Here is an 11,831-nt window from a genome sequence, read left to right on the forward strand (position 1 = left end):
CATGCAGCAGCGTGCAGGGCGCCTGCTGTGCGGCGGCCTGGCGTGTTGCGTCCTGGGGTTGCTGGCCCTGCCGTTTGCCGCCTGCGCACAGTGGCACGATCATCAGGGCAAGCCGGTCGCCGACAGCGCCGAGCGCGCGCACGACAAGACTTTCGCAGCGGCCGTCCACGTCGCCGACGAAGCCGCGTTCGCGCGCTTCGGGAACGAGTGGACCGAAACCGACAGCAGCCACCGCCCACAATTGCGGACGGCCGCGCGCGTGCGCCGCGGCGAACCGCTGCGCGTGGTCGTGCTGTATTCGGGCTGTGCGCCAAGTTCCAACAACGACGGCGCCTGCGAGGCGCAACTTAGCCTGCGCATGCTCGGGCCGGATGGTCAGGTCGCGCTGCAGGAACCCGCGCGGCCGCTAACCACCGGCGGCAAACCGGCCGCAGCGGGCATGCTGGAACTGGCACCGCTGTCGCTGCAGTTACGCTTCGAACCCGAGGATCCGCTCGGTCCCTATGTCCTGCACGCCACGCTCAACGATCCCAGCCAGGACGCCTGGATCCGCGTGCAGACGCAGGTGGAACTGGTCGCGGATTGACGTGCAACCCCTGCCAATACCACTGAGAACACCTTAAACGTGCGGCGGAAGACCCGTTGGCGAGCACAGGCGCACTCCCTGCAACGCGACCGGAGCCTTGCTTGCTGATAACGCCCGGTCGCGGCTGAAGCCGCTCCTACAGTGCACCCAGCAAGCGCGGCAAGCTCCTGTATGAGCGGCTTCAGCCGCGACGAGCGGCGTCGGGAACCACGACGGCTTCAATCGCTATCGGGGCTGAAGGTCACTGGGACTGGAACCCTCATGCAAGGTCGGATGCGCCGCAACGCCGCTCAACGCTCAGGCGACAGACTGCGCAGGCGGCGCGCGAACGCGGCCAGTTCCGGCGTGCCCGGATCGATCGCGCGGGCGTGGCGCAGGGCTTCGCGCGCGAAGTCGGCATCGCCGGCGCTCAGGCGCTCGTCGCCGACCGCGAGCCAGCGCTGCGCCAGCCGCCGCCGCGCCGCGGCCACGCCGTTGCCGCCCGGCGCCAGCGCGCGCCAGGCGTCGTAGCACGCGCTCGCCGCCAGCACCCGGTTGCCACGCAATTCGTCGTCGAAGCAGCGCCGCAGCGCCGCCAGCACGCGCTGCTCGGCGCTGCGCACGCGCGCATCGCGCGGCGCCAGCACCTGCGCCGCCTGCAGCGCGTCGTAGGCACTGCTGCCGGGCGGGGTCAGCCAGTCGCCGCGCGCCTCGGCCGCCTGCAGCTCGCTCAGCGCGGCCTGCAGGCGGCGCGCGCGCGCGGCGGGCGACAGCGGCGAATGCAGCGTGGCCTGGCGCTGTTGCGCCCGCAGCACCGCCTGCCGCGCGTCGGCCAGCGCACGGCTGTCGGGCGCCAGCGCCTGGCCCTTCTGCAACGCGCGCTCGGCCTCGGCAAAACGGAAGTCGGCGGCCGCGCGTGTGGCCTGCGCGGCATAGGCCGCGGCCACGCGTTCGGCGCTGTCGCGCGCGCCGGCGGCATCGGGTGCGGCCGCGCGCAGCGTGGTCAGCGCCCGCGCCGCTGCGTCCAGCCGCTGCCGACGCAGCGCCGCATCGGCGTCGCGCTGCAAGGCTTCCAACGCGCGATTCAGCGCCGCCTGCGCCGCCGGCAGGTCGACATGCCCGGGATCGTAGTCGCGGGCGCTGTCCACCAGCGCCGCGGCCGCCGCCACGTCGCCGCGCGCCAGCGCCGCCTGCGCGCGCTGCAGCAACTCCGACAGCGCATCCTCGCGGCCTTCCAGCGCCTCGGTGCGTTCCGGGGCGAACTCCAGCACCTGCCGGTACAGCGGCAGCGCCGCGTCGGGCGCGCCGTCCAGGCGGCCTTCGCGGCGGGCCTGCGCCGCCCGTTTCAGCAGTTGATCGAGCCCGGCATGCGCAGCCTCGCGCCGGCGCAAGGCGGCGTCGATACGATCGGCATCGGCGCGCGGCACCTGCAGCGCGCGCGCCAGCGCCAACGCCGAGCGCACCTGCGCATAGCGTCCGGCGGCCAGCGCCGCACGCGCCTGGCCGAGCGCGGCGCGGCCGGTGGCGGCGAGTCCGGCGCGGGCCTGCAGGCGGTCGCCGTCCAGCGCCAGCGCCGCCTCGAAACGCTCGCGCGCGCCGCTGCCGTCGGCCACGCTGAGGCGGCCGGCGCGCAAGGCGGCATTGCCCTGGTCGAGCAGTTGCTGGATGCGCGTCTCCGGCCACAGCAGATCGGCCAGCGGGCCGCGGAACATCACCAGCGCCAACGCCGCCAGCAGCAGCGCCGCCAGCGCCCAGCGCCAGACACGGCGATCGCGCCACAGCGGCACCGACCGCGGCGGACGCCGGCGTTCGTCCCTGACCTGATCTGGCGGCTTGCTCACCGCGCAAGCTTAGCGCGCGTGCATGGCAAGACCATGCATGCGCCGGCCGCGCCCGGCCTGCGTTCAACCCAGGCGCCGCGCCTCGTCCACCCCGGGCAACGCGTCGAGCTTGCCGAGCAGCGTGGACAACTGCCCGTAGTCGCCGACCTTCAAGCGCAGCCGCAGCTGGGTGCGGCCGCTGTCGCGCACATTGTCGCTGTTGATCTCCAGCACGTGCGCCTCCTCCTGCGCGATCAGGTTGGTGATGTCCTTGAGCAGCCAGCGCCGGTCCATCGCCCGCACCAGCACGTCCACCTCGTAGCCGCCACCGGCATGGCCCCACTCCACCGGCAGCACCCGTTGCGGGTTGCTGGCGGCGAGCCGGGCGAAGGACGCGCAATCGACCCGGTGCACGGTGACGCCGCGGGTGCGGGTCAGGTAGCCGGCGATCGGCTCGCCGGCGACCGGCTGGCAGCAGCGTGCCAGTTGCACCAGCAGATTGCCTACGCCCTGCACGGTGAACTTGGACTTGGCCAGTCCGCTGCGGCGTGCGGTCGGCCGCGGCAGCGCCGGCGCCGCCGGCTGCGCCGCGGCGCGTTCGGCCTCGTGCAGGGCGCGGCCGACCTGGCTGGGCCCGACATCGCCCAGCGCGACCTGGATGTACAGCTCCTCGATGCCGTCGGCGTGGAATTTCTTCGCCGCCGGCAGCAGGTCGGCGTGCTGCAGGCCCAGGCGCTTGAGCTCGCGCTCGAGCAGGTCCTTGCCGGCCTGCACGTTGCGCGCGCGGTCGAGCTTGTGGAACCAGGCGCGCACCTTGTCGCGCGAACGGCCGCTGGCCAGGTAGCCGTTGGCCGGCAGCAGCCAGTCGCGGCGCGGCTCGGCCTCCTTGCCGGTGAGGATCTCGACGCGGTCGCCGCTGCGCAGCTTGTGGGTCAGCGGCACGATGCGGTTGTTGACCTTGGCGCCGCGGCAGCGGTGCCCGACCATGGTGTGCACGTGGTAAGCGAAATCCAGCGGGGTGGCGCCCTGCGGCAGGTCGATCACCTCGCCCATCGGGGTCAGCGCATAGACACGGTCCTCGACCAGCTCGGCGTCGAGCGCGCCGGCCAACCCGCCCTGCTCGCCGTCCTGCGACTGTTCCAGCAATTGCCGCATCCAGGTGATCTTGCGATCGAATGCCTTCTCCGCGCCCTTGCCGCCTTCCTTGTATTTCCAGTGCGCGGCCACGCCCAGTTCGGCCTGCGCGTGCATGTCGTGAGTACGGATCTGCACCTCGATCGTGCGCCCTTCCGGGCCGACCACGGCAGTGTGCAGCGAGCGGTAGTCGTTGGCCTTGGGCCGGGCGATATAGTCGTCGAACTCGCTCGGCACCGGCGCCCACAGCGCGTGCACCACGCCCAGCGCGGCGTAGCAGGCGGCAACGTCGTCGACCATCACCCGCACCGCGCGCAGGTCGTACAGCTGGTCGAAAGCCAGCCGCTTCTTCTGCATCTTCCGCCAGATGCTGTAGATGTGCTTGGGCCGGCCGCTGATCTCCGCACGCAGGCCCTGCTCGCTCAGCGCCTTGGACAGGATCTTCTTGACCGCTTCGATGTAGCGCTCGCGCGCCACCCGGCTCTCGTCCACCTCGCGCGCAATGCGCCGGTAGGTGTCCGGTTCCAGATGGCGGAACGCCAGGTCCTCCAGCTCCCACTTCAGCTGCCAAATGCCCAGCCGGTTGGCCAGCGGCGCGTGGATGTCGCGGGTCAGCTGCGCCAGCGCGCGGCGCTGCGCCTCGGGCAGCTTGTCGGCCACGCGCATCTTCGCCAACTGCCGCGCCAGCAGGATCGGCACCACGCGCAGGTCCTGCACGATCGACAGCAGCAGCCGGCGCAGGCCTTCGCTGTTGCGCCCGGCCTCGCGCCCGGCATGCAGCGCCCAGACCTGATCGGCCGCGTCCTGGCCATCGAGCAGGCCGACCACCGCCTGCGCCCGCGCCGGTGGCGCGACCGGCAACTGCGCCAGTTGCGCGCGCAGTCCGGGCAGGTCGAACAGCAGCGCTGCCAGCAGCGCCGCTTCGTCGGCGGCCAGCAGCGCCAGCGCATCGAGCGTATCGGCCAGCACCGGCCACGGCGCACGCGCGGTCTGTTCCGGCTGCGCGTGCCAGGCCTGCAACAGCGCTTCGCGCAGCGCGGGCGCCAGTGCGGCGGCAGCCGGACGCTGCAGCAGCGCCTCCAGGCCGGGATGAGCGAAGACAGTCAAGGAGCGGCGGTCGCGAAAAGGGATGCAGATACACTAACCCGCTTGCGCCGCGGGTCACAATCGCCCGTAGATGGCGGCCGGGCGCGCCGGGCGGCGGCGCCTTTTCGCCGGCACCGATGACATTTCGCACCGGTCGCGCGATCGCGCAACGCGGATCCCTATGCTCAGGCGCCGTGTTTCGGTAGAACTGCCATGAAAATCAGCCCAAATAGCGTGGTCAGCCCATCACGTTCGGAGCCTGCCGTTGCCGGCGGTCACAGCGACGGCAGCATCCGGCAAGCGCAAACATCCACGGAATCGGCGGTGGGCGCCGCCTTGTCGCCCCTTCCGAAAGCACCGTCGCTACGCCGCACGCGTTCGCTGCCGGCCATGGCGCTCGGCACGCCCTTGCCCTCCGCACGGCTGGATACGCTGTTCGGCAGTTGCCAGCCCGCCCGCGGCAAGGTGATGGAAAAAGACGGCGGGCTGGTCAAGAGAACGCCGATCCAGAAGCAGGAAGTCGAGAATCTCGGCGAAGGCATGGGGCGGGTCAAGATCAATCCGAGCCGGGTGGTTGTCGCCACTGCAGGGCCGTTGCGCAAGCTCGGCCGCGCAGCAACCGCCCCGGCCGCCTCCAGAGCGGCGGCCAAAGCATTGCAACTGAGCGAGGCAGAACTGCATCAGATCGCCCAGCAGCCGCCCACCCTCCTTATGCAGCAACAGATCGAGAAAATGCAGCCCCCCACGCCAGGCGTGCAGCTGGCGCAATGCCTGAACCTGGACGCGCTGCGCAAGCGCAGCCTCGAATACAAATGGAACATCAGCCGCAACGGCAGCCTGATCGTCGGCGAGACCCATCCGAATCACACGTTCACCGGCGACATGAAGGAAAAGCCGGTACGCAAAGCCGCGCAGCCGTTCGCGCAGGGGCATGTCACCCTGGTCGGTGGCCAACAATGGAACAGCCCGTGGGAACGCAATCGCTTCATTCCCGAATCGAGGATCTGCGGCAGGCTGTACTACGACGAAAAAGACCGGCTGTGCATCGACAACGACTCCGGCCGGTTCAGCGAATACGCGGACCGTACCCCGTCCCATCTGGCCAATGTCGCGGCGCTGTTCCAGGAACTTGGCTTGCACGTGGAAACCGAGTGGGTCCAGAAGAAACCGATCGAACTTGTTAAGCAGGCGCGCCGCGCGGACGCGACATCCGACTCGGCGGCAGCGGTTTCCTGATGCCGCGGGGTCGCCTGGCGACTCGGCGGCCCAAAACAACCCGCCTCCACCCCACCGCCAATTTTCTGACTCACTTTTAGCCCAGTGTGATCGGACTTACATTTGCGAACTGTTTCACTGAAAATTCACAACACCCGTCAAGTGCATGCCTATTCTGGGCATGACGCGCACTCGTCGTTTGCGGCGAATGTCGAGCGTCGTTGCCGAGCTGTTCGAACCTTCCAGAGGCATTGCAATGAAGACATGGAACAAACCCGTGATCCGCGAGATCTGCGTCGGTGCGGAAATCAACTCTTACGTTTCCGGCGAGCTTTGATCGCGTGTCAGCCGCGTTGCCGAGACGCTGCGTGACCGGCCAGGCGCCGTAGACGGAGACCGGATGCACCTCATCGTATTGGGATCGGCGGCCGGCGGCGGGCACCCGCAATGGAACTGCCGCACACCCGCGAGCCTGCGGGCATGGCAACAGCTTACGGGTGCCCAACGTCGTACCCAGGCCAGCATCGCGGTCAGCGCCGACAAACAGCACTGGCTGTTGATCAACGCCTCGCCCGATTTGCGCCAGCAACTGCTGGCGACCCCGGCGCTGTGGCCGCAACGCGGCCTGCGCCATTCCCCGATCGAAGCCGTGCTGCTGACCAGCGGCGAGATCGACCATATCGCCGGCTTGCTGTCGATGCGCGAAAGCCAGCGCTTCGATCTGTACGCCAGCGGCCGCGTGCTCGACCTGCTGGCGCAGAACCCGATCTTCGACGCGCTGCACCCGGCCCACGTGCAGCGCCATGCCTTCGCCCTGGACGCGCCGCTGTCGCTGCTCGGCCTGCAGGTGACGCCGTTCGCGGTGCCGGGCAAGGTGCCGCTGTTCATGGAGAGCCGCCACAGCGGCGACCTGGCCGGCTCCGACGGGGAAACGCTGGGCCTGACCATCGACGACGGCCGCCATCGCCTGCACTACATTCCCGGCTGCGCCGCCATGACCGACGCGCTGCGTGCGCGCCTGCGCGGTGCCGAACTGGTGTTCTTCGACGGCACCCTGTGGCGCGACGACGAACTAGTGCAGCTCGGGGTCAGCACCAAGACCGGCCAGCGCATGGGCCACCTCAGCATCGACGGCGAGGCGGGCACCCTGCGCGCGTTCGCCGACCTGGACGTGGCGCGCAAGGTCTTCATCCACATCAACACCACCAACCCGATCCTCGACGCCGGCTCGGCCGAACGCGCGGCGGTGGCCGCGCACGGCTGGGACGTCGCCCACGACGGCATGGACATCACGCTGTGAAAAACCCGCCTGCGAGCGCATTGCTGAGCCCCGAACAGCTGGAAGCGGAACTGCGCGCGATCGGCGCGCGCTTGTACCACGACCAGCATCCGTTCCACGCGCTGCTGCACAGCGGCCGACTCGAACGCGGCCAGGTGCAGGCCTGGGCATTGAACCGCTACGAATACCAGCGCTGCATCCCGCTGAAGGACGCGGCGATCCTGGCGCGGATGGACGATCCGGCGCTGCGCCGGATCTGGCGCCAGCGCATCGTCGACCACGACGGCAGCGCCGACGGCGAAGGCGGCATCGCGCGCTGGCTGCACCTGACCGACGCGCTGGGCCTGGACCGCGCGCTGGTGCAGTCCGGCCGCGCCTTGCTGCCCGGCACCCGCTTCGCGGTGCAGGCCTACCTGCAGTTCGTGCGCGAGAAGAGCCTGCTGGAGGCGATCGCCTCGTCGCTGACCGAGCTGTTCGCGCCGGGCATCATCGGCCGCCGCGTCGCCGGCATGCTGCAGCACTACGATTTCGTCTCGCGCGAGGCGCTGGCGTATTTCGAGCACCGCCTGCACGAGGCGCCGCGCGATTCGGACTTCGCCCTGGACTACGTCAGGCGCCACGCCGACACGGTGGAAAAGCAGCAGCTGGTCCAGGACGCGCTGCGCTTCAAGTGCGGCGTGCTGTGGTCGCAGCTCGACGCGCTGCACTTCGCCTACGTGCAACCCGGCGTGGCCTGGCCGGAGGCGTTCGTCGCCGCCCCGGCGCAGGCGGCGGCATGAGCGCAGCGGCGTCCGACAGCTGCCCGCGGCTGGCGGCCGGCGTGCGCCTGCAGCACGACCGCACCCGCGCGCAATGGGTATTGCTGGCGCCGGAACGGGTGATCGAACTGGATGAGATCGCGCATGCGATCGTGTCGCGCTGCGACGGCACGCGCTCGCTGGCGGCGATCGCCGCGGAGCTGGCTGCGGAATTCGATGCGGACCCGGCCGAAGTGGAGCGCGACGTGCTAGAGCTGGCCGCGGACCTGCATGGCAAGCGCCTGCTGCGCGCATGACCGCGACCGTGCCGCCGCCGCTGTCGCTGCTGCTCGAGCTGACCCACCGCTGCCCGCTGGCCTGCCCGTACTGCTCCAACCCGATCGCCCTGGCCGGCCTGCGCGAGGAAATGGACACCGCCGGCTGGCGCTCGGCGCTGGACCAGGCCGCGGCGATGGGCGTGCTGCAGGCGCATTTTTCCGGCGGCGAACCGATGCTGCGCCAGGACTTGCCCGCGCTGGTCGCGCATGCGCGCGCGCTGGGCCTGTACAGCAACCTGATCACCTCCGGCGTGGCCGGCGGCGCGCCGATGCTGGCGCAACTGGCCGCCGCCGGGCTGGAACACGTGCAACTGAGCGTGCAGGACGCCGATGCCGCCGGCGCAGACGTCATCGCCGGCTATCGCGACAGCCTTGCCAAGAAGCGCGCCTTCGCCGCAGCGGTGCGTGCGCTCGACCTGCCGCTGACGATCAATGCGGTGATCCACCGCCACAACGCCGAGCGGGTGCCGGCGATGATCGAGCTGGCGCTGGAACTGGGCGCCGAACGTCTGGAAGTGGCGCACACCCAGTACTACGGCTGGGGCCTGCGCAACCGCGCCGCGCTGATGCCCAGCCGCGCGCAGATCGATGCCACCGTGGTCGCGGTGACCGCGGCACGCGAACGCCTGCGCGAGCGCCTGGCCATCGATTTCGTCACTCCCGACTACTACGCGCACCGGCCCAAGGCGTGCATGGGCGGCTGGGGCCAGCGCTTCGTCAACATCTCCCCACGCGGCGACGTGCTGCCCTGCCACGCCGCCGAGACCTTGCCGGACATGGTGTTCGAGAACCTGCGCGAGCGGCCGCTGGCGGCGATCTGGGAGGACGGCGAAGCCTTCGCCCGCTACCGCGGCACCGCGTGGATGCCGGAGGTGTGCAAGGGCTGCCCGAAACGCGAGATCGACTGGGGCGGCTGCCGCTGCCAGGCGCTGGCGCTGAGCGGCGACGCGGCCACGCTGGACCCGGTCTGCGAGCGCGCGCCGGAGCATGCCGACCTGCAGGCGCTGGCGCAGCGTGAGGCCGCCGACGCGGCGCCGGCCTTCGTGTACCGGCGCCCGCCCCGCACCGCGTCCACGGCGGAATCCGGCGCGGGCTGAGCGCCGCCGCAACCGCGCCCATTTCGGACCAGCGCGGGCGCCGCCGCCCTGCCATGCACGCGGCGCCGGCGCCGCGTCTTGCGACTACACTAAGCCGCATTCCACTGCCCGGATCACGCCATGCTGCTTGCGCGCCTCACTCCCCTGGTCCTGTGCGCGGCGCTCGCCGTGGCCGCCGCTCCCGCCGCCGCGCAGCGCGCCGTGTCCGGCGACCTGCAGACGCAGATGTCGGCGCAGCAGTTCAAGGCAGCCGGGCTGGACAAGCTGTCGCCGCAGGAACTGACCGCGCTGAACGACTGGCTGCAGGGCAAGGTCGCCAAGGAGACCGCGGTGGCGCTGGAGAAAGCCAAGGAAGAAGGCCGCCAGGAAGTGATCGTGAAGAACCGCGGCTTCTTCGACTTCGGCAGCCAGGAACCGATCGAGAGCACCCTGGTCGGCACGTTCAGCGGCTTCTCCAAGGGCCGCCACTACGTGCTGGCCAACGGCCAGGAATGGGAGCAGACCGAAGCCGCCAGCCTGGCCAGCGTGCGCAGCAACGCGCCCAAGGTGAAGATCACCCCGGGCATCATGGGCGCGTGGTACATGCAGATCGACACCTACAACACCCGCGCCAAAGTCCGTCGCATCAAGTAACCGCCTGCCGTGAACGTGCGTCAGCAGCCGCGGCCGGGCCTGGCCGACGCCTCGCACAGCCTCGCCGACGCGCTGCGTCGGCGCTTCCGCGCCAGCGATGTCTGGTTCATCGCGCTGGCGCTGTTGGTCGGCCTGCTCGCCGGCCTGCTGACCCTGCTGCAGAGCGGCCTGGCGCACGGCGCGCAGGCCTGGCTGTACGGCCTGGACGTGGATGCCCGGCTCAGCGCGCTGCCGGAGTTGAGCCTGGGCCAGTTGCTGGTGCTGCCGCTGGGCGGGCTGCTGGTCGGCCTGCTCGGCATGGCCGCGCGCGCGCGCAAGCGCCAGCTGATCGATGCGGTCGAAGCCAATGCGCTGTACGGCGGGCGCATGTCGATGCGCGACAACCTGATCGTCTCCGCGCAGACCTTGCTGTCCAACGGCTGCGGCGCCTCGGTGGGGCTGGAGGCGGCGTACACGCAGATGGGCGCGGGCAGCGGATCGCACCTGGGGCGGATCCTGCGCCTGCGCCGCGCCGACATCCGTACCCTGGTCGGCGCCGGCGCCGGCGCGGCCATCGCCGCCGCGTTCGGCGCGCCGCTGGCCGGCGCGTTCTATGCGTTCGAGATCGTGATCGGCGCGTACTCGCCATCGGCGCTGGCGCCGGTGGCGGTGGCCTCGCTGGGCGCGGTGTTCGTGGCCCAGGCCGCCGGCGTGCAGCCGTACCTGCTGCCGGCCTCAGCGGCATCCGCGCTGGAAGCGCGCGACTACCTGCTGTACGCGCTGCTCGGCGCGATCTGCGCGCTGCTGGCGGTGGCGGTGATGCGCCTGGTCGGCGCGATCGAGCAGGCGGTCAACCGCAGCCCGCTGCCGCGCTGGGCGCGGCCGGTGGCCGGCGGCCTGATGCTGATCCCGCTGGCGCTGATCACCCCGCAAGTGCTCTCCTCCGGGCACGGCGCGCTGCACCTGGATCTGACCAGCCCGACCTCGCTGCAATGGCTGGGCGTGCTGTTGCTGCTCAAGTGCCTGGCCTCGGGCATTTCCCTGGGTTTCGGCTTCCGCGGCGGCCTGTTCTTCGCCTCGCTGTTCATGGGCTCGCTGGTCGGCGGCCTGTTCGCCGGCCTGCTGAACCTGGGTACCGGCATGGCCCTGGTCGACGGCACCGCCGCTTCGCTGGCGGGCATGGCCGCGCTGGCCGCGGCGGTGGTCGGCGCGCCGATGACGATGGCGATGCTGGTGCTCGAGGGCACCCACGATTTCGTGCTGGCCAGCGCAGTGATGGTAGCGGTGCTGGTGGCCAACACCATCGTGCGCCAGGTGTTCGGCTACTCGTTCTCGACCTGGCGCCTGCACCTGCGCGGCGAAACCATCAAGAGCGCGCGCGACGTGGGCTGGGTCAAGCACCTGAGCGCCGGGCGGATGATGCGCCAGGACGTGCACCCGCTCGCCGCCGGCACCTCGGTGGCCGAGTTCCGCCGCCGCTTCCCGCTCGGCTCGAGCACACGCGTGGTGCTGGAAGACGAACACGGCCACTACGCCGGACTGGTGACGCTGGCCGCGGCCTACGCCGACGGCGTGAACGCCGACGCGGCCATTGCCGACTACGCCGGCAACCGCGACGTGGCGCTACGCGCCGACACCGACGTAGTCACCGCGATGCGCCAGTTCGACCTGACCCAGAGCGACGAACTGGCAGTGGTCGACGCACACGGCAAGGTGCTCGGCGTACTGACCGAAAGCTTCGTGCGCAAGCGCTACGCCGAGGAGCTGGACAAGCGCCAGCGCGAGCTGATGGGCGAGCGGGTGGACGATTGAGGCGGGACTCGGGACGGCAGAATGATGTCCCGGGGTAAATTGCTGTCAAGCGATTTGATGCAAAAAGGGCCGGTTTTTTTAAAAAAAAAGCGGCTTTTTTTGCAGCTCCGGCGCAACTGCTTTTTTTGTAGGAGGG

Annotated in this window: 11 protein-coding genes; 9 read left to right on the top strand and 2 right to left on the bottom strand. The window is 70.5% G+C overall.

Features of this window, described 5'->3' with window-relative positions:
* Position 1: 1 nt before the first annotated feature.
* The gene (locus tag ISN38_RS04990) at positions 2-586 is read left to right on the top strand and encodes a hypothetical protein (protein WP_241754001.1); all 585 of its coding nucleotides are present in this window, start codon (positions 2-4) and stop codon (positions 584-586) included.
* 290 nt (positions 587-876) lie between these two features.
* Here the strand turns inward: ISN38_RS04990 and ISN38_RS04995 are convergent, their stop codons facing one another.
* Both ISN38_RS04995 and ISN38_RS05000 read right to left on the bottom strand, forming a co-directional pair.
* Positions 877-2,406 carry a hypothetical protein gene (locus tag ISN38_RS04995; RefSeq protein ID WP_080964750.1) on the bottom strand — a complete coding sequence of 510 codons (1,530 nt, stop codon included), beginning with the start codon at positions 2,404-2,406 and terminating at the stop codon, positions 877-879.
* Positions 2,407-2,469: 63 nt separating this feature from the next.
* Entirely contained in the window at positions 2,470-4,626 is a 2,157-nt protein-coding gene (locus ISN38_RS05000) for a RelA/SpoT family protein (RefSeq protein WP_003472328.1), read from the bottom strand.
* A 192-nt stretch (positions 4,627-4,818) separates the two neighbouring features.
* On the opposite strand from ISN38_RS05000, the gene xopV reads away from it, so the two are divergent.
* The 8 genes from xopV to ISN38_RS05040 all read left to right on the top strand — a co-directional run bounded on the left by xopV (position 4,819) and on the right by ISN38_RS05040 (position 11,695).
* Positions 4,819-5,841: a XopV/AopV family type III secretion system effector gene (gene xopV / locus ISN38_RS05005; RefSeq protein ID WP_230938698.1), complete on the top strand. Its 1,023-nt coding sequence runs from the start codon at positions 4,819-4,821 to the stop codon at positions 5,839-5,841.
* A gap of 145 nt (positions 5,842-5,986) precedes the next feature.
* Positions 5,987-6,157, top strand: coding sequence for a pyrroloquinoline quinone precursor peptide PqqA (gene pqqA / locus ISN38_RS20140; RefSeq protein ID WP_230811822.1), 171 nt, complete (start codon positions 5,987-5,989; stop codon positions 6,155-6,157).
* Positions 6,158-6,220: 63 nt separating this feature from the next.
* Positions 6,221-7,120, top strand: coding sequence for a pyrroloquinoline quinone biosynthesis protein PqqB (pqqB, locus tag ISN38_RS05015; RefSeq protein WP_003472330.1), 900 nt, complete (start codon positions 6,221-6,223; stop codon positions 7,118-7,120).
* Positions 7,117-7,878 carry a pyrroloquinoline-quinone synthase PqqC gene (gene pqqC, locus ISN38_RS05020; RefSeq protein ID WP_171815545.1) on the top strand — a complete coding sequence of 254 codons (762 nt, stop codon included), beginning with the start codon at positions 7,117-7,119 and terminating at the stop codon, positions 7,876-7,878. The genes pqqB and pqqC overlap by 4 nt, the downstream gene beginning before the upstream one ends.
* Positions 7,875-8,153 (top strand): pyrroloquinoline quinone biosynthesis peptide chaperone PqqD, encoded by a 279-nt coding sequence (gene pqqD / locus ISN38_RS05025; RefSeq protein WP_003472335.1) that lies wholly within the window; start codon positions 7,875-7,877, stop codon positions 8,151-8,153. Before pqqC ends, pqqD begins: the two co-directional genes overlap by 4 nt.
* Positions 8,150-9,271: a pyrroloquinoline quinone biosynthesis protein PqqE gene (pqqE, locus tag ISN38_RS05030; RefSeq protein WP_004426554.1), complete on the top strand. Its 1,122-nt coding sequence runs from the start codon at positions 8,150-8,152 to the stop codon at positions 9,269-9,271. Before pqqD ends, pqqE begins: the two co-directional genes overlap by 4 nt.
* Positions 9,272-9,391: 120 nt before the next feature.
* Positions 9,392-9,904 carry a hypothetical protein gene (locus ISN38_RS05035; protein WP_206712088.1) on the top strand — a complete coding sequence of 171 codons (513 nt, stop codon included), beginning with the start codon at positions 9,392-9,394 and terminating at the stop codon, positions 9,902-9,904.
* A 15-nt stretch (positions 9,905-9,919) separates the two neighbouring features.
* Positions 9,920-11,695 (top strand): chloride channel protein, encoded by a 1,776-nt coding sequence (locus ISN38_RS05040; protein ID WP_399507483.1) that lies wholly within the window; start codon positions 9,920-9,922, stop codon positions 11,693-11,695.
* The last annotated feature ends 136 nt before the right edge of the window (positions 11,696-11,831 follow it).

The sequence above is a fragment of the Xanthomonas translucens pv. undulosa genome, from assembly GCF_017301775.1.
Lineage (GTDB): Bacteria > Pseudomonadota > Gammaproteobacteria > Xanthomonadales > Xanthomonadaceae > Xanthomonas_A > Xanthomonas_A translucens.